We start from the raw sequence: 17,163 nt of genomic DNA on the forward strand, positions 1-17,163 counted from the left end.
GGGGGCGCGGACCCGCCCGGCTATGGACAAAGTGCGCCCCGATCACGGCCATCGGCTTACACTGTGTCAGGTGTACCCGACGGTCTCCGACGCCCTCGCGCTCCCGGTCGTGCGGGCGGGCGGCCCGCAGGTCGTGGCCGGGTCGGCGGGGCTGGAGCGGCGGGTCCGCTGGGTGCACGCCGCCGAGGTCGCCGACATCGCCGCGCTGCTGCGCGGCGGCGAGCTGGTGCTGACCACCGGCATCGCCCTGCCCGACGAGCCCGCCGGGCTCACCCGCTACGTCGACGAGCTGGCGGGCGCCCGCGTCGCCGGGCTGGTCGTCGAGCTGGTCCGGCACTGGCGCGGCGCGCTGCCGCCCGCGCTGGTCGCCGCCGCCGAGCGGCACGGGCTGCCGCTGATCACCCTGGCCAGGGAGACCCGCTTCGTCGCGGTCACCGAGGCCGTCGTCGGGCTGATCCTGGAGGCGCAGCTGGCCGAGCTGCGCGCCGCCGAGCAGATCCACGAGACCTTCACCGCGCTGACCGTGGCCGGGGCCGAGCCGGTGGAGGTGCTGCGCGAGGTCGCCCGCGCGTCCGGGCTGCCCGTCGTCCTGGAGACCCTCGCCCACGACGTCCTGGCCTACGACACCGCCGGGCTCGACCCCGGCGAGCTGCTGGCCGACTGGGGCAGGCGCTCGCGCGCGGTGGCCGTCGCCGAGCGCACCGGGTACCACCCGGGCGCGGGCTGGCTGGTCACCGTGGTCGGGGCGCGCGGGCACCACTGGGGCAGGCTGGTGCTGCTGTGCCCGCGCGAGCCGGTGCACCGGCAGCGGGTGATCGCCGAGCGCGCCGCCTCCGCGCTGGCCGTGCACCGGCTGGTGGCCCGCGACCGGGAGTCCCTGGAGCGCCACGCCCACCGCACGCTGCTCACCGAGCTGATCTCCGCGCCCAGCCCGGACCTCACCGCGCACAGCGTCGCCCTGGGTGTGCCGCTGGAGCGCCGCCAGCTCATCGGCCTGGCGGTGCGGCCCGGCACGGTGGCCACCACCCAGTCGATGGCCACCCACGAGGTGCTGCGCGACCTGGCCGAGGCCACCGCGCTGGCCGCCCGCAGGACCAGGGTGGCCGCGCTGGTCGGCATCGTCGACGACACCAGCGTGCGCGCCCTGCTCTCGCTCACCCCGCAGGCCGACGCCGAGGCCGTGCTGGGGCGCCTGGCCGAGGAGACCCACCGGGCCGCCGCGGTTCCGGTGATCGTGGCCGTCGGCGGCACGGTGGCCGCCGCCGCGGACGCGCGCCGCAGCCTGGTCGAGGCCGCCCAGGTGGCGCGGGCCGCGCTGCGCTCGCCGGGGTCGGCGCCCTACCACCGCCTCGATGACGTGCGGCTGCGCGGGCTGCTGCACCTGCTGGCGGGCGACGACCGGGTGGCCGCCTTCGCCGAGCGCGAGCTGGGCGCCCTGGTGGCCCGCGACACCACCCACGGCAGCAGGCTGGTGGAGGCGCTGCGGCACTTCTGCGAACAGGGCGGCAACAAGTCCGCCGCCGCGGCCGCCGCCCACCTCTCGCGCACGGCGTACTACCAGCAGCTGGCCCGGGTGGAGCAGGTCCTGGGCGTCTCCCTCGACGACGCCGAGTCCGTTCTGTCCCTGCATGTGGCCCTGCTCGCACTCGACGTCGGCGTGACCCAGCCCGACTGAGTGACCCGTTCGGATCAACGGCAGCGCGCGCCCGCATTCCGAGCACCGGATCGCTCTGAGCGCAATGGGCAGAGTGTTCGCCATGGCGATCAACGCTGAACACTGTGACGCTGCCCGCGAGCCGCCGCGCGGACCCAGGATGCCCGGATGAACGCCGACGCCGCGATCGGGTGACCGGAGTGGCCCCCGCGCCCGCGGCGTCCTGACAATCCAGTCGAAGCGACCGACCTGAACGAACCGACCTGAACGAACCGAGAGGGGAACCGATGATCGTGCGAGCCGGGCTCGTCCAGCAGCGGTGGACCGGGGACAAGGAGTCGATGACCGCCAACGCGGTCGCGGCGATCGCCACCGCGGCGTCGCAGGGCGCCCAGGTGGTGTGCCTGCAGGAGCTGTTCTACGGCCCGTACTTCTGCCAGGTCCAGGACGCCGACTACTACTCCTACACCGAGGCCATCCCCGACGGGCCGACGACGAAGCTGATGTGCGAGGTGGCCGCGCGGCACGGGGTGGTGCTCGTGGTGCCGATGTACGAGCAGGAGCAGCCGGGGGTGTACTACAACACCGCCGCGGTGATCGACGCCGACGGGACCTACCTCGGCAAGCACCGCAAGAACCACATCCCGCAGGTCAAGGGGTTCTGGGAGAAGTTCTACTTCCGGCCGGGCAACCTCGGCTACCCGGTGTTCGACACCGCGGTGGGCCGCGTCGGGGTCTACATCTGCTACGAGCGGCACTTCCCGGAGGGCTGGCGGGCGCTCGGGCTCGCGGGGGCCCAGATCGTGTTCAACCCCTCGGCGACCAGCCGCGGGCTCTCGGAGTACCTGTGGCGCCTCGAGCAGCCCGCGGCGGCGGTGGCCAACGAGTACTACGTCGGCACGATCAACCGGGTCGGGGTGGAGCCGTTGGGGGACAACGACTTCTACGGCCAGTCGTACTTCGCCGACCCGCGCGGGCAGCTGGTGGGGGAGGCGGCGTCGGACACCGACGAGGAGGTCCTGGTCCGGGACCTGGACATGGACCTGCTCGCCGAGGTCCGCGACCTGTGGGCGTTCTACCGCGACCGCAGGCCCGACACCTACTCGTCCCTGACGGAGGGCTGATGCGCACCCTGATCCGCAACGGGACCGTCGTCAACGCGGGCGGCGCCTTCCCGGCCGACGTGCTGGTCGAGGGGGAGACCATCTCCGCGGTCGCCGCGCCGGGGCTGTTCGCCACGGCCGACCGGGTCATCGACGCGACGGGCAAGTACGTGCTGCCCGGCGGCATCGACGCCCACACGCACATGGAGATGCCCTTCGGCGGGACGGCGTCGGTGGACACCTTCGCCACCGGCACGACCGCGGCCGCGTGGGGCGGGACGACGACGATCATCGACTTCGCGGTGCAGGCGAAGGGCACCTCACTCCTGGCCACAATGGACAAGTGGCACGAGAAGGCGGGCGGGCACTGCGCCGTCGACTACTCGTTCCACATGATCGTCTCCGACGTCAACGACACCTCGTTGAAGGAGATGGAGTCCTGCGTCGCCGCGGGCGTCAACAGCTTCAAGATGTTCATGGCCTACCCCGGTGTCTTCTACGCCACCGACGGGGAGATCCTGCGCGCCATGCACAAGGCCCGCGACACCGGGTCGATGATCATGATGCACGCCGAGAACGGCATCGCCATCGACGAGCTCGTCGCCACCGCGCTGGCCGAGGGGCGCACCGACCCGGTGTACCACGGGCTGACCCGCCCGCCGGAGCTGGAGGGGGAGGCCACCCACCGGGCGATCCAGCTCGCCGCGGTGACCGGCGCGCCGCTCTACATCGTGCACCTGTCGTCGCGGCAGGCGCTGGCGGCGGTGACCGCGGCGCGTGACACCGGGCAGAACGTGTTCGCCGAGACCTGCCCGCAGTACCTGTTCCTGTCCCAGGAGGACATGGCGCGGCCGGACTTCGAGGGCTCGAAGTTCGTCTGCTCGCCGCCGCTGCGCCCGATCGACCACCAGGCCGACCTCTGGCGCGGGCTGCGCACCAACGACCTGTCGGTGGTGTCCACAGACCACTGTCCATTCTGCTTCGTCGGGCAGAAGGAGCTGGGGCGCGGGGACTTCTCCAAGATCCCCAACGGGATGCCCGGGGTCGAGCACCGGATGGACCTGCTGCACCAAGGCGTGGTGCGCGGGGAGATCTCGCTGTCGCGCTGGGTGGAGATCAGCGCGGCCACCCCGGCGCGGATGTTCGGGCTGTACCCGCGCAAGGGCGTGATCGCGCCGGGCGCCGACGCCGACATCGTGGTGTACGACCCCACCGCCACCCAGGTGCTCTCCGCGGCCACGCACCACATGAACGTGGACTACTCCGCGTACGAGGGGATGGAGCTGACCGGGCGGGTGGAGACGGTGCTGTCGCGGGGCATGGTGGTCATCGCCGACAACGCCTTCCACGGCCGCGAGGGCCACGGCCAGTTCCTCGAGCGCGCCCTGTCCCAGTACCTGCTGTAGGAGAAGCCATGGATTTCGGACTGGTGCTGCAGACCGACCCGCCCGCGCGCGACGTCGTGCGGCTGATGGTGGCCGCCGAGGAGCGCGGCTTCCGCTACGGCTGGACGTTCGACTCCTGCGTGCTGTGGCAGGAGCCGTTCGTCATCTACTCCCAGATCCTCGCCCAGACCACGGACCTGGTCGTTGGCCCCATGGTGACCAACCCCAGCACCCGCGACTGGTCGGTCACCGCGTCGCTGTTCGCGACCCTGAACGACATGTACGGCAACCGCACGGTCTGCGGCATCGGCCGCGGCGACTCCGCGCGCCGGGTGATCGGCCAGAAACCGGCCAGCCTGGCCGTCTTGGCCGACGCCATGCACGTCATCCGCGAACTGGCCGAGGGCCGCTCCGCCGACCTGCATGGCGTCCCGGTGCGCATCCCGTGGGTCCGCGACGGGCGGCTGGAGGTCTGGATGGCCGCCTACGGGCCCAAGGCGCTGAAGCTGGTCGGCGAGCAGGCCGACGGCTTCATCCTGCAGTGCGCCGACCCGGCCATCGCCCGCTGGACCATCGACTCGGTGCGCTCGGCCGCCGCCGCCGCGGGCCGGGACCCCGGCGGCATCACCATCTGCGTGGCCGCGCCCGCCTACGTCGGCGACGACGTGGCCCACCAGCGCGAGCAGTTGCGCTGGTTCGGCGGCATGGTCGGCAACCACGTCGCCGACCTCGTCACCCGCTACGGCGACTCCGGCCCGGTCCCGCGCGAGCTGACCGACTACATCCGCGGCCGCGAGGGCTACGACTACGCCCACCACGGCAAGTCCGGCAACCGCTCCACCGACTTCGTCCCCGACGAGATCGTCGACCGCTTCTGCCTCCTCGGCCCGGCGGCCGCGCACCTGGACCGCCTGGCCGAACTGGCCTCGCTCGGGGTGGACCAGTTCGCCATCTACCTGATGCACGACGACCGGGAGGGCACCCTGCGCGCGTACGGGGACGAGATCATCGGAAAAGTGAACGCGGTGGCCACCGCGCCCTGAAAAACCATCCCTCGAACACGGTGTGATTCCGGCCGTCGAGTATCTCGGCGAACTATCTGGTGAAATCGCCGGGTGGACACCGGAGGTTCGGCATTGCTTCACTCGGATCAATCGACGATTGATCGGGGAGTCGACATGCCGCGTCGTTTTCTGGGAATAGCGCTCGCCCTGGTGCTGCTCGCGCCCGCGCCGACAGCGCGGGCCGCCGTCGAGGTGTGCGCGCCCAAACCGCGCCCGGCGGGGAAGGTGCTGCACGGGTACTGGGAGAACTGGGACGGCGCGGCGAACGGGGTGCACCCGCCGATGGGCTGGATACCCATCACCGACCAGCGCATCCGCGACCACGGCTACAACGTGGTCAACGCCGCGTTCCCGGTGATCCGCCCCGACGGCACGGTGCTGTGGGAGGACGGGATGGACACCACCGTCAAGGTGCCCACCCCCGCGGAGATGTGCGCGGCCAAGGCGGCGGGCCTGACCGTCCTGCTGTCCATCGGCGGCGCCACCGCGGGCATCGACCTCAGCTCCGCCGCCGTCGCCGACCGGTTCGTGGCCACCGTGGTGCCGATCCTCAAGCGGTACAACTTCGACGGCATCGACATCGACGTCGAGACCGGGCTGGTGGGCAGCGGCCGGATCACCCAGCTGTCCCCCTCCCAGGCCAACCTCGTGCGGATCATCGACGGCGTGCTGGCGGCCATGCCGCCGGGATTCGGGCTGACGATGGCCCCGGAAACGGCGTACGTGACCGGCGGGAGCGTGGCGTACGGGTCCATTTGGGGCGCCTATCTGCCGGTCATCAAGAAATACGCCGACAACGGCAGGCTGTGGTGGCTGAACATGCAGTATTACAACGGCAGCATGTACGGCTGCTCCGGCGACTCGTATTCCGCGGGCACCGTCGCCGGATTCGTCGCCCAGACCAACTGCCTCGACCGCGGCCTGGTCATCCAGGGCACCACCATCCGCGTCCCGCTGGACCGCCAGGTCCCCGGCCTGCCCGCCCAGCCGGGCGCGGGCGGCGGCCACATGTCCCCGACCCTCGTCGCCAACGCCTGGAACACCTACCGCGGCGCCCTGAAGGGCCTGATGACCTGGTCCATCAACTGGGACGGCGCCCGCTCCTGGACCTTCGGCGACAACGTCAAGCGCCTCCAGGGCCGCTGACCGATGGCTCAGTCGAGGACCTGCAGGGTCAGGACGTCGAGGGGGTAGAGGACGGTGCCGGAGCGCTCCTCGCCCCAGGACTCGGTGTCGCCGCGGGTCCAGGTGCGGCCGCCCTCGGCCTCGACGAAGGCGTAGGAGACCTTCGCGCGGACGTCGGTCTCGACCTGCTCGGTCAGCTCCTGGGTGCTGCTGGCGGTCATCTCCATCTGGTGCACGGCCTGGATGGCGTCGATGGCGAGCACGCGCTTGCCGTTGAGGGTGTAGTGGCAGTCCCCGCGCAGGGTGTCGCCCTCGGGGTTGGTCGCCTCGACGATCACCCGGCCCGAGCTGGGCACGATGATGTCGTTGCAGGTGAACGGGCCGTGCTCGGTCTCGCAGCGGTCGGTCTCGGAGGGGACGACGTCGGAGCCGTCGTCGCCGACGAAGGTGACCGTGGCGACGTAGGCCGACAGCAGGTAGCTGGCGCCGCGCTCGTCGGTGGTGTGCATGGCGATGCTGAAGTCGACGGTGGCGCTGCCGAGGGTGGCGGCCTCCCGCGCGGGCCCGGCGATGACCGCGACGGTGGTGGACTCCTGGGCGAGCGTCTGGGTGGCGTTGTTGATCTCCATGGTGAGGTAGGCGTACACCTGCGCCTGGCCCTGCTGCAGGGTCTCGGCGGTCAGGGTGAACCGCACCTCCTCGCTGGCGGCCAGGTCGAGGCCGTGGGTCTCGTACTCCGACCCGGCCACGATCGTGAGCACGGTCTGGCCGGACTGGTCCTCGCCGAGGTTGCGGACCTGGACGGTGACCGTGCCGCCGCCGGTGTCGTAGGCCTCGCCCGGCCCCGGCGACATCCCCTCGCCCCGCCCCGCCTCGAACTCGAAGACGCTGATGGACAGCTGCGGCAGGGGCTCGTCGGTGGTGCTCGGGCGCTGCCCGGCCACCGTGAACTCACCGGTCTGCTGGCCGAGCACCTGCGACGACCCGTCGACCTCGGCGTAGACCAGCACGTCGAGCGGGTGCGCCCCCACCGGCAGGCTGCCGAGCACGAACTGCGCCCACTGCGTCTCCCCGCCCCCGATGTTCAGCCCCACCGCCTCGGACCGATCGGCGACGGTGAAACTCACCCCGAGGGTGATCGGGTCGGGATCGTCATTGGTGAGCTGGGCGAACACCTGGATCTCGGTGTGCTCGTCCAGCTCCCCGGACGTCCCGTCCGCCCGCCCCGCCCCCACCTGCCGCACCGTCACGGATGCCATTGACTCGTCCCTTCGCTGTGGTCACCGCCATGGTCCCCACGCGCACGGGCGGTGGTCGATGCCCGAGAGGGCGGCCTCAGGGGCCGACTTCCCTACACTGGGCAGCGGCGGCGCACCCCAGCGCCACCCCGGACGACCGCGCGCCGTACCCGGCCCCGACAAGACGGCACGCACCACACCATGAACTGGATCATCCTCGTCGTCTCCGGTCTCCTGGAGACCGTCTGGGCCATCGCCCTGGGCAAGAGCGACGGCCTCACCCGCCTGGCGCCCACCGCCGTCTTCGCCGTCGCCCTGGTCCTGAGCATGGCCGGCCTCGCCTACGCCATGCGCGGCATCCCCATCGGCACCGCCTACGCCGTCTGGGTCGGCATCGGCGCGGTGGGCACCGCCGCCTTCGGCATGCTGTTCCTGGGCGAATCCGCCACCGTGGCCCGAATGCTGTGCCTGCTGCTCATCGTCGCCGGGGTGGTCGGCCTGAAAGTGGTGAGCTGAGCCTCGCGACGTCCCCGATTCCTCGACACCGAGCATGTGGCGGCAGAGCTCGTGCCGTTGATCGGCGACGTCCCGGCACCCGCCCAGCGGACGGGGCGCGCGAGACCTGGCTGAGCACCTGGCGCCCGGGTGAGTTCAGCGTTCGCCGGTGCGGAACTTGTCGAGTACGCGGCGTTCGCGCTTGGTGGGGCGGCCCGCGCCCCGGTCGCGGCGGGCCACCGGGGAAGCGGCGTCCGGCGGCGGTGGGGGTGTGCGGTCGATGAAGCAGGTGGCGGCGTCGGCGGCGCCCACCCGCTTCTGGATCACCCGCACGACTTCGAGGATTCGGGTCGTGTCACCCACCCGCGCGCGGACCTCGTCGCCGGGGACGATGACGGTCGCGGGCTTGGCCGGGCGGTCGTTGACCCGGACGTGACCACCCCGGCAGGCCGCCGCGGCGTCCGGTCGGGTCTTGGTCAGCCGGACCGCCCAGAGCCAGCGGTCCACTCGGGTGGACTCCACAGCCACACATCATGGCCCATCCCGCGACGGCGGGACAACACGGCGATCGCCGAGCGGTCGAATCCCCGCCGCCCTGACCCCGCCGCCCCGACTCTGCCGCGCGCAAAGCCCACAGAGGACAGAAGCGGTGGCAGGACGAGAGGATGACGTAGGTGAATGGCCTCGAACACGGTTGGTACCAGGGCGAAGGGCAACGGACCAAGGCGTTCAGCGCGGCCTGAATCCGGGCGGTGGGGCTGGTGGCCTCACCGCCCGGCGCTACTTGCCGATGTCCGAGCGGGCCGCCGCGCGGACGATGCGCGCCTTGTCCTTGCTCGCCAGCACGCCGTCGGTAACCAGCCTGCTGGTGACCTTGTCGACGTGGCTGGCGAACACGCCGTGGTTGGCGTACTCGGCGGTCTCGGCGGTGGTGTCCGCGGGCTCGACCACGGTAGAGGCCGCCGGGCAGGGCTTCGGCGTAGAGGGTGACCTTCTTGGTGATGCCCTGGTGGGGCTTGCCGTCGCCCTGGTTCTGGGCGGCCGCCGGTCCGGCGACGACCGTGGGCGCCACGACGCTGACCGCGGCTCCGGCCAGCATCGAGCGCCGGGACACCGGTCTGGTGAACCGGCTGGGTGAGTCCATTGTGGTCTCCAATCGCCCTTGCCCCAGGATGCGCGTGGGGAAGGGTCAACAGGGTGGTCGGCCCGTTCGCCGCGTCTGTGCGGGGTCTTGGTGTGCTCCGCAGGCGGTTTCGTGGCTCGTGTATGTGTTCATCGGCGGGCAATCGGGTAGCCACCGGGCGAGGAACCGAGGGCGACCAGCGCTTGGACCGGTACGCGTTCAGGATGTGACGGCGGCCCGTCGGTCGCCCGAGATGGGAGGGACCATGTCCCGCAGAGCGATGCTGTTGTCCGCGCTGGGCGCCGCCGCGGTGATCCTCGCCGCGATCGGCCTGCTCACGGGGACCGACGTGCTCACGGTCGTCGGGATCGCCGCCGCGCTCGCGCTGCTGGTCGTCGCGAGCGTGGTGCGGGGCAAGACCCCCGTCGGCGAACCCGGCGGACCGCCCGAGCACGATGTCCCGGTCACCGGCTCCGAGGGCGACTGGAAGAGCACCACCGGCAGCGGCCCCAGCGGCACCTTCGTCGGCCGCGTCGCGGGCGAACCGGACAGCGCCGCGGGCCAGTCCGGCGCCGAGGCCCGAGCCGAGTCGCAACGCCGCCGCGAGCAGTCGGAGTGAGCGTCGCCCCGCCTGGTTGGTTCGTTGAACGATTCAACGAACCGGAGCTGTAGGATCGTTCGATTGTTCAACAAGTGAACGGTTGAGTCATGCGGAGCCATGGGTAGGGGGTGGTACCGGTGTCGCTCTTGCCCAAGCCGGACGGGCGTCTGCGGGCCTCGGTGCTCGCGGCGGGGGTGATCGGGGCGGCGGTGATGGCGGCGGTCGATGAGGTGGTCTTCCACCAGATCCTGGGGTGGCACCACTTCTACGACCGCTCCACGCCCGCCGTCGGACTGCTGTCCGACGGGCTGCTGCACGCCGCCGAGCTGGTGGCCCTGGTCGGCGGGTTCTTCTGGTTCGCCGACCTCCGCCGCCGCGGCGCGCTCGTGCCGATGGCCGCCTGCGGCGGGTCCCTGCTCGGCGCCGGGGCGTTCCAGCTGTTCGACGGCGTGGTCAACCACAAAGTGCTGCGGGTGCACCAAGTGCGCTACACACCAGATCCGCTGCCCTACGACCTGACGTGGATCGCCGCCGGGGCGGTGCTGCTCCTGGCGGGCGCCGGACTGGCATGGCGCGCCGCCCGCCGCTCCCGTCCATGACCGACCACCCACACCCCGGCCAAGGCGGGCTGGACTTCTGGGTGCCCGCGGTCCTGGCCGCCGCGGCCGCGCTGGCGTACCTGCTGGCAGCGGCGCGCGCGAGGACCGGGCCGCGCGGCTGGAGCCGGTGGCGGAGCGCGGCGTGGGTCGCGGGGTGCGCGGTGGTCGCGGTGGCGGTGTCGCCGGTCCTGGGAGAAGGCGGCGATCCCCGGGCGCACATGGCACGGCACCTGCTGTTGGGCATGATCGCCCCACTGGGCCTGGTGCTCGCCGCGCCGGTGACCCTGCTCCTGCGTGTCCGCGGCCCCGCGACCCGGCGGCGGGTCGGTCGGGTGCTGCGGTCCGCGCCGGTGCACGTGCTGGGGCATCCGGTGGCGGCGGCCGTGCTCAGCGTCGGCGGGCTCTACGCGGTCATGCTGACCCCACTGCACACCGTCGCCGAAACCCACCCCGTGGCGCACCACGCCCTGCACCTGCACTACCTCGTGGCGGGCTACCTGTTCACCTGGTCCATCGCCGGACCCGACCCCGCTCCCCGACGCCCCGCCCCGCGCACCCGGCTGGTCGTGCTCGTCCTGGCCGCCGCCGCCCACGCCGTCCTCGCCAAGGCGCTCTACGCCCGCGCCGACACCCTGCCGTGGGCCGCCCACCACGACGCCGAGAGCGTCGCCGCCGCGGCGGAGCTGATGTACTACGGCGGCGACCTCGCCGAACTGCTGCTGGCCGCGGCGTTGTTCGCCGCGGGCCCGCGGGTCACTTCTCGGCTTGGGCCTTCAGCCAGTCGTAGAGCAGGTGCAGGGAGTCCGCCCCGGCCACGGCGGTCAGTCCGGTGGCGACGAGCCGGGTGGGCCTCGGGACCATGACCAGGCCCGCGAGCAGGCCGGTCGCCGCCCACACCGCCATGCAGAACGGGCAGGTCAGCAGTTCGCCGACGGCGTGCTTGGTGCCGGTGGCCACGACCTTCTCGTTGATCTCGCCCGCGCCCGCGGACTCCTCGTACTGGACCACCGGCGCGCGCAGGGGGCTCAGGACGGCGTCCTTGGTCAGCATCCTGCTGGCCTTGTGCGCGGCGACGGTCAGCAGCGCCGTGTCCGCGAGTCCGATCCGCTCCGGGAGCTGGGCTCCCCGGGCGCGGCCGAGCAGGGTCAGGCCGCCGACGGCGGCGGCGTAGGTGCCGAGCGCCCGGACGTAGCCCCCCAGGGGCCGGTCGGCTCCCTGGCGATACCGGTCGCGGACGGATCGGATGAGGGCGGGTGGGCTGAGTCGCGTGGTCACGCGCAGGGAGTGCCCACACCGCCCCCCGCGTACACAGCGGGCGGGCCTTTTCCCACCGGCGAACTTCGATCCGGCGAATTTCGGGCGCGTCACCCGGACGCAGGTTGACATCCAGCGAACGCCGGGACTGGCGCGCCCGGCATCCGGCCTCGTCCGCGCGCGACCGGGTCGAGCACGGCGACCGGGTCCGCTGCCTCGGCATCAACGCCGGATTCGTGCTCGATTGACGGAACCGGTGACGCCGTCCTCGTCCTATAGTTGAGCGCGACAGGTGATCTTGAGCACACTGTCCACAAAGGTCCGAAGGGGATGGTGAGGCGGGTGGCGGTCCACGACATCGCCGACGAGATGGTGCCGCTGGGCACCGACTTCGACCTGGTGTGGCGCGGCTGCCACCGCGGCCAGGTGCGGCACTACGTCGAGTCGGTGGAGGCGGAGTTCCGCCTGCTGGCGGCCGACCGCGACGCCGCCGTCGCGCAGGTCGAGGCGCTGGCCCGGGAGCTGGAGGCCGAGCGCGACCGGGTCCGGGAGCTGGGCGCGCTGGTCGACCGGATCTGCCGCGCGCCGATCGGGCTGGACGCGCTCACCGAGCGGCTGGGGCGGATGGTCGAACTCGCCCGAGCGGACGCCGCCGAGACCACCGCGCGGGCGCGGGCCGCCGCGGAGGACTGCTGGGACACCGCCAACCAGGCCGCCGAGCGGCTGCGGGCGCGCCACGAGCGGCTGGTCGCCGAGCTGGACGCCCGTCGGCACCAGATGGAGGCCGAGCACCGCGACCGGATGCGCCGCGCACACGAGCGGGTCGAGTCGATGACGCGCCAGGCCGAGCAGCGCCGGACGGAGCTGGACGAGCGGGCCGCGCGGCAGCGCGCCCAGGTCGAGTCCGACTTCGCGCTGGCGACGGCCGTCCGCCGCGCCGAGGCCCAACAGGAGATGGCCACCCGCCGCGCCGAGGTCCACCAGGTGATCGCCGAGCAGCAGGCCGCGGCGCGGGCGCGGGCCGACGAGCTGGTCAGGGCCGCTGCCGAGCGGGCTGAGCGCATCGTCGCCGACGCCCAGCGCCGCGTGGACCGGCTGGCGGAGCGCCGTGATCACATCGCCACGTCCCTGCGGGCCGCTCAGGGTCTGCTCGCCGAGGCCGGGCCGCTGCTGAGCCCGACGCGCGAGGAGAGCGCGACCGTGCCTGATTTGTCCTTTAAGGACGAAGGGGCCGCGGCGTGACCCGGCATCACGGCCTGGGGTGATCCTCGAACGGCGGCACGTCGTCGTCCTCGTGCAGTGGGACGACGCGGTTCTGGTCGGCGACGTCGGCGGGATTGGCTTCCAGCACGTCGGTCGGGTCCACGTCGCGCGCGGGCCCGTCTTCGGTTGACGCGAGTTCACCCTCCGCCGCGTCGTGGTCGGGGTCGACCGATCGCTGTTGGTCGGCCACGTCGTTCCACGGCTTCTCCATGCTCATCGCGTTCTCCTTGTCTCATTGCCTGATGGGGTCGGTCCTCTGGGGCGTCAGCGCCCGGACAGCCAAAGCCCGCCACAGCGGACAGCGCGGCGGGCGATCGGACTCGACCATCGAGGTGGGGGACCATCACCTGTTTGCAGTATCGCCTTTCCCCGGCCCGCGTGCGCGTCGACGGCGACCTCGGCTGAGCAGGGCAAACCGATTGCCGTCATCAGGTGGCCGGGGTGGCCCCGGAGTACGCTGCGGGCTCGGGAGGTGGACCGATGGCGAAGCGGAAATGCGACTTGGTCGTGGTCGGCGCCTCCGCCGGGGGCGTGGAGGCCCTGCGCCACCTGGTCGCCGGGCTGCCCGCGGACTTCCCCGGGGCCGTCGTGGTCGTCCTGCACCTGCCCGCCGGGGGCACCAGCGCGCTTCCCGCCATCCTCGACCGCTCCGGCCCGCTGCCCGCGGTGGTGGCCAGGCACGAGGCCGTGCTGCGCCCGGGTGTCATTCACGTTGCCCCGCCCAACCACCACACCCTCGTCATCGACGGCGGCCTCGCCCTGACCCACGGTCCCACCGAGAACGGGCACCGGCCCGCGGTCGACGCGCTGTTCCGGTCCGCGGCGGTGGCCCGGGGTCCCGCGGTGGTGGGCGTGCAGCTCTCCGGGGTGCTCGACGACGGGGTGGCCGGGCTGGTCGCCATCGCCGAGCGCGGCGGTCGCGTGGTGGTGCAGGAGCCGACCGACGCGCTGCACCCGAGCATGCCCGCCAACGCCCTGCGGGCGGTGCGGGCCGATCACGTCCTGCCCGCGAACGAGATCGGCAAGGCCCTGGCCGACATCGTGCGGGAGGAAGTCGACGTGTCCTCGGCGCCCGCCCCCACACGTCTGATGTGGATGGAGAACGACATCGCCGCTCACCTCGACGGCCTGCCCGCCGACCCGGACCGCTACGTCCTCGGCCCCGCGTCGGGATACAGCTGCCCGGACTGCGACGGAAGCCTGGCGGAGATCGAGGACGTGGCGCGCTACCGCTGCCGGGTCGGCCACGCCTGGACCGCCGAGGCGCTGCTGGACGCGCAGGGGACCGCGTGGGAGCGCGCGCTGTGGGTCGCCATGCGGACGCTGGAGGAGAAGGTGAGCCTGTCCCGGCGCATGGCCGAGCAGGCTCGCGACCGGGGCAACGTGGTCCTGGCCGACCGGTACGAGGACCGGCTCGCGGAGGCGGCCCAGGCCGCTGAGCTGCTGCGTCACACCCTGACCAGCGCTTCTGTCCAGGCTGATTCGGCCGCGCGGGAGGATTTGGCCTGATCAGCGGTCGAATACGCCCGGAGTAGTGTGTGGTGGTGAGCACTCCGCCGGAGCCGAACCACGAATTCGAGAAGCTGCTGACCTACCTCAAGGACAGCCGCGGCTTCGACTTCACCGGATACAAGCGCACCAGCCTCGCCCGGCGGGTGCTCCAGCGCATGACCCAGGTGGACATCACCGAGTATGGCGACTACATCGACCACCTGCAGGCGAACCCCGGCGAGTTCGACGCGCTGTTCAACACCATCCTGATCAACGTCACCAGCTTCTTCCGCGACTCCGACGCGTGGGAATACCTGCGCTCGCAGGCGATCCCGGAAATGCTGGCCAAGCGGGCCCCCGACGACCCGATCCGGGTGTGGAGCGCGGGCTGCGCCGCCGGGCAGGAGGCCTACACCCTGGCCATGGTGCTGGTCGAGGAGCTCGGCGCCGAGCAGTTCCGGCAGCGGGTGAAGATCTACGCCACCGACGTCGACGCCGACGCCCTCGCCCAAGCCCGCGCGGGCGCCTACAGCGAGGCCGAGGTCGCCGGGGTTCCCGAGGACCTGTTGGGGCAGTACTTCGACCGCCAGGGCGGGGCGTTCGTCTTCCGCAAGGACCTGCGCCGCTCGGTCATCTTCGGCCGCAACGACCTGGTGCAGGACGCGCCGATCTCCAGGATCGACCTGCTGGTGTGCCGCAACACGATGATGTACTTCAACGCCGCGACGCAGGCCGCGATCCTCAGCAGGCTGCACTTCGCCCTCGCCCCCGACGGGCTGCTGTTCCTCGGCAAGGCCGAGATGCTGCTCTCGCACGGGAGCATCTTCGAGCCGACCGAACTGAAGCGGCGGGTCTTCCGCAAGTCCGCGGCCCCCGCGCCCAGCCTGAGCACCGCGATCGCGCCCTTCCGGGACCAGCACGGCGAGTTCGGGATGCTCGACGAGCTGCGCGAGCACGCCTTCGCCGCGGGCCCGATCGCGCAGCTCGTGGTGACCGGCGACGACACCATCGCCATGATCAACCAGCAGGCCGAGCTGTACTTCGGACTGTCCAACAAGGACATCGGCAGGCCATTGCGGGACCTGGAGATGTCCTATCGGCCGGTGGAGCTGCGGACCTACCTCGACCAGGCCAAAGTGGACCGGCGGGCGATCCGCGTCAAGGACATCGAGTGGCAGCGCGGCAGTGGCGCCCCGGTGTGGCTGGAGATCAGCCTCACCCCACTGGCCAACGCCGACAACGGGCTGCTGGGCGTCTCCGTGGCCTTTCGCGACGTGACCGCGGCCCGCGCGCTGCTCGACGAGCTCGAGCACGCCAACCGGCAGCTGGAAGCGGCCTACGAGGAGCTCCAGTCGACCAACGAGGAACTGGAGACGACCAACGAGGAACTGCAGTCCACCGTTGAGGAGCTGGAGACCACCAACGAGGAACTCCAGTCGACCAACGAGGAACTGGAGACCATGAACGAGGAACTGCAGTCCACCAACGACGAACTGCAGGCCATCAACGACGCTCTGCGCGAGCGCAGCCTGGAACTCGACGAGGTCAACGACTTCCTGGAGTCGGTGCTGACCTCGATCCGCTCCGGCGTCGTCGTGGTCGACCGCGAGCTGCGGGTCCGCGCCTGGAACCGGGCCTCGGAGGACCTGTGGGGGCTGCGCCACGACGAGGCCCGCGGCGAGCACCTGCTCAACCTCGACATCGGCCTGCCGGTGGCCGACCTGCCCCAGGCCCTGCGGTCCGCGCTGGGCGACCCGCAGTTCACGAGCACGACGCGCCTGGACGCGATCAACCGCAGGGGCAGGCCGGTGTCGCTGCGGCTGGTCTGCGGCGCCCTGCACAACGGCAACGGAGCCGTGCGCGGGGCCATCCTGCTCATGGACGTGGAGCACGCAGGGTAGCCCAGACCACCTTGCCGCCCTGGCGGGTCGGCGTGCACCCCCACACGGCGCTGAGCCGCGCGACCAGCGTCATCCCCAGCTGCCGCTCGGAGGGGCGGGGGGTGGCGACCAGCTCGGCGGGGACCGGGCTCGTGTCGTACACCGCGACGGTCAGCACTTCCCGCCGCAGCTCCAGCCGCAGCGTGGGGGCCGACATGGTGTGCTGGAGGGTGTTCTCCACCAGCTCGCTCGCGATCAGCTTCGCGTCGGCGAGCTGGTCGGGGACGTCCCAGTCGAGGCAGGTCCGCCCCACGAACGTGCGGGCGGCGGACAGGGCGGAGAAGTCGTTGGGCAGCGCGATCCGGATGACGCGCCGGGTGGGCGCCTGGTCGCCCGCGGCCAGCGCGTCGGCGACGCTGGCGTGCACCGAGACGAACCGCCGGATGGGGCTGTCGACGGGCACCGGCGCGCCCGGCGCGCTGACCAGCCGCAGCGGCGCCCCCGGCCACTCGGCGATCTGCGCGGCCACCGCCGAGAACACCACCAGCGACGCGCTCGTGGTGACCGTGACGCCCGCCAGGTCCACAATGATCATCTCGGGCTCGTCGACGGCGCACTTGAGCAGGTAGTCGCGCATCAGGGCGTAGGTGGCCACCTCCAGGACCCCGACCGGCTCGACCACGATGGCGTCTTGGAGCGCCCGGCTCTCGATGTGAAGTCCAGTATCCGTCGTCACGGTGTTCTCATCGCCTCTCGAGCCCCGGTGATGCCGCGGACTACCCCACGTCGGTGGGCTTCACACCAGCCACGAGATACCAGCCATCCCCAGTGTGCTGGAACCGGGGTGAGTCTAGGTCAGATCGGGCGATCCTGCCAGGCGAGGAGCGG

At 72.0% G+C, this 17,163-nt stretch carries 19 protein-coding genes; 13 read left to right on the plus strand and 6 right to left on the minus strand.

The window, feature by feature from the left end; all coding sequences use genetic code 11:
• Window positions 1-70 precede the first annotated feature (70 nt).
• The 5 genes from ACTG9Q_RS05760 to ACTG9Q_RS05780 all read left to right on the plus strand — a co-directional run bounded on the left by ACTG9Q_RS05760 (window position 71) and on the right by ACTG9Q_RS05780 (window position 6,352).
• Complete coding sequence (locus tag ACTG9Q_RS05760) at window positions 71-1,675, plus strand: PucR family transcriptional regulator (RefSeq protein WP_455571556.1); 1,605 nt, start codon at window positions 71-73, stop codon at window positions 1,673-1,675.
• A gap of 266 nt (window positions 1,676-1,941) precedes the next feature.
• Window positions 1,942-2,778, plus strand: coding sequence for a nitrilase-related carbon-nitrogen hydrolase (locus tag ACTG9Q_RS05765; RefSeq protein ID WP_455571557.1), 837 nt, complete (start codon window positions 1,942-1,944; stop codon window positions 2,776-2,778).
• A complete protein-coding gene (gene hydA, locus ACTG9Q_RS05770; RefSeq protein ID WP_455571558.1) occupies window positions 2,778-4,163 on the plus strand; it encodes a dihydropyrimidinase in 1,386 nt (461 codons plus the stop codon). Before ACTG9Q_RS05765 ends, hydA begins: the two co-directional genes overlap by 1 nt.
• Window positions 4,164-4,171: 8 nt before the next feature.
• Window positions 4,172-5,185 (plus strand): TIGR03842 family LLM class F420-dependent oxidoreductase, encoded by a 1,014-nt coding sequence (locus tag ACTG9Q_RS05775; RefSeq protein WP_455571559.1) that lies wholly within the window; start codon window positions 4,172-4,174, stop codon window positions 5,183-5,185.
• A gap of 135 nt (window positions 5,186-5,320) precedes the next feature.
• The gene (locus ACTG9Q_RS05780) at window positions 5,321-6,352 is read left to right on the plus strand and encodes a chitinase (protein ID WP_455571560.1); all 1,032 of its coding nucleotides are present in this window, start codon (window positions 5,321-5,323) and stop codon (window positions 6,350-6,352) included.
• 8 nt (window positions 6,353-6,360) lie between these two features.
• Here the strand turns inward: ACTG9Q_RS05780 and ACTG9Q_RS05785 are convergent, their stop codons facing one another.
• On the minus strand, window positions 6,361-7,590 hold the full coding sequence (locus ACTG9Q_RS05785) for a hypothetical protein (protein WP_455571561.1): 1,230 nt from the start codon (window positions 7,588-7,590) through the stop codon (window positions 6,361-6,363).
• 180 nt (window positions 7,591-7,770) lie between these two features.
• On the opposite strand from ACTG9Q_RS05785, the gene sugE reads away from it, so the two are divergent.
• Window positions 7,771-8,085: a quaternary ammonium compound efflux SMR transporter SugE gene (sugE, locus tag ACTG9Q_RS05790; RefSeq protein ID WP_455571562.1), complete on the plus strand. Its 315-nt coding sequence runs from the start codon at window positions 7,771-7,773 to the stop codon at window positions 8,083-8,085.
• Between the two features lie 135 nt (window positions 8,086-8,220).
• Here the strand turns inward: sugE and ACTG9Q_RS05795 are convergent, their stop codons facing one another.
• Both ACTG9Q_RS05795 and ACTG9Q_RS05800 read right to left on the minus strand, forming a co-directional pair.
• Window positions 8,221-8,586 (minus strand): RNA-binding S4 domain-containing protein, encoded by a 366-nt coding sequence (locus ACTG9Q_RS05795; protein ID WP_455571563.1) that lies wholly within the window; start codon window positions 8,584-8,586, stop codon window positions 8,221-8,223.
• Between the two features lie 258 nt (window positions 8,587-8,844).
• Complete coding sequence (locus ACTG9Q_RS05800; RefSeq protein ID WP_455571564.1) at window positions 8,845-9,015, minus strand: hypothetical protein; 171 nt, start codon at window positions 9,013-9,015, stop codon at window positions 8,845-8,847.
• A 437-nt stretch (window positions 9,016-9,452) separates the two neighbouring features.
• On the opposite strand from ACTG9Q_RS05800, the gene ACTG9Q_RS05805 reads away from it, so the two are divergent.
• The 3 genes from ACTG9Q_RS05805 (at window position 9,453) to ACTG9Q_RS05815 (ending at window position 11,250) form a co-directional block, all read left to right on the plus strand.
• Complete coding sequence (locus ACTG9Q_RS05805; RefSeq protein ID WP_455571565.1) at window positions 9,453-9,806, plus strand: hypothetical protein; 354 nt, start codon at window positions 9,453-9,455, stop codon at window positions 9,804-9,806.
• Window positions 9,807-9,925: 119 nt separating this feature from the next.
• Window positions 9,926-10,387: a DUF2243 domain-containing protein gene (locus ACTG9Q_RS05810; protein ID WP_455571566.1), complete on the plus strand. Its 462-nt coding sequence runs from the start codon at window positions 9,926-9,928 to the stop codon at window positions 10,385-10,387.
• Window positions 10,384-11,250 (plus strand): cytochrome c oxidase assembly protein, encoded by an 867-nt coding sequence (locus ACTG9Q_RS05815; protein WP_455571567.1) that lies wholly within the window; start codon window positions 10,384-10,386, stop codon window positions 11,248-11,250. The genes ACTG9Q_RS05810 and ACTG9Q_RS05815 overlap by 4 nt, the downstream gene beginning before the upstream one ends.
• Here the strand turns inward: ACTG9Q_RS05815 and ACTG9Q_RS05820 are convergent.
• Complete coding sequence (locus ACTG9Q_RS05820) at window positions 11,141-11,662, minus strand: DUF1360 domain-containing protein (RefSeq protein WP_455571568.1); 522 nt, start codon at window positions 11,660-11,662, stop codon at window positions 11,141-11,143. The two genes, ACTG9Q_RS05815 and ACTG9Q_RS05820, sit on opposite strands and share 110 nt — an antisense overlap.
• A 104-nt stretch (window positions 11,663-11,766) precedes the next feature.
• Between ACTG9Q_RS05820 and ACTG9Q_RS05825 the strand changes: the two genes are divergently transcribed.
• Window positions 11,767-11,889 (plus strand): hypothetical protein, encoded by a 123-nt coding sequence (locus ACTG9Q_RS05825; protein ID WP_455571569.1) that lies wholly within the window; start codon window positions 11,767-11,769, stop codon window positions 11,887-11,889.
• 94 nt (window positions 11,890-11,983) lie between these two features.
• A complete protein-coding gene (locus ACTG9Q_RS05830; protein ID WP_455571570.1) occupies window positions 11,984-12,883 on the plus strand; it encodes a metallopeptidase in 900 nt (299 codons plus the stop codon).
• 7 nt (window positions 12,884-12,890) lie between these two features.
• Here ACTG9Q_RS05830 and ACTG9Q_RS05835 read toward each other — a convergent pair whose 3' ends face one another.
• A complete protein-coding gene (locus tag ACTG9Q_RS05835) occupies window positions 12,891-13,115 on the minus strand; it encodes a hypothetical protein (RefSeq protein WP_455571572.1) in 225 nt (74 codons plus the stop codon).
• A gap of 269 nt (window positions 13,116-13,384) precedes the next feature.
• Here ACTG9Q_RS05835 and ACTG9Q_RS05840 point away from each other — a divergent pair, with 269 nt between their 5' ends.
• On the plus strand, window positions 13,385-14,413 hold the full coding sequence (locus tag ACTG9Q_RS05840) for a chemotaxis protein CheB (protein ID WP_455571573.1): 1,029 nt from the start codon (window positions 13,385-13,387) through the stop codon (window positions 14,411-14,413).
• A gap of 35 nt (window positions 14,414-14,448) precedes the next feature.
• Entirely contained in the window at window positions 14,449-16,296 is a 1,848-nt protein-coding gene (locus tag ACTG9Q_RS05845) for a CheR family methyltransferase (RefSeq protein WP_455571574.1), read from the plus strand.
• Here the strand turns inward: ACTG9Q_RS05845 and ACTG9Q_RS05850 are convergent.
• Entirely contained in the window at window positions 16,271-17,011 is a 741-nt protein-coding gene (locus ACTG9Q_RS05850; protein ID WP_455571575.1) for an ATP-binding protein, read from the minus strand. The two genes, ACTG9Q_RS05845 and ACTG9Q_RS05850, sit on opposite strands and share 26 nt — an antisense overlap.
• Window positions 17,012-17,163: the final 152 nt, after the last annotated feature.

The organism is Actinokineospora lacus (assembly GCF_053813445.1).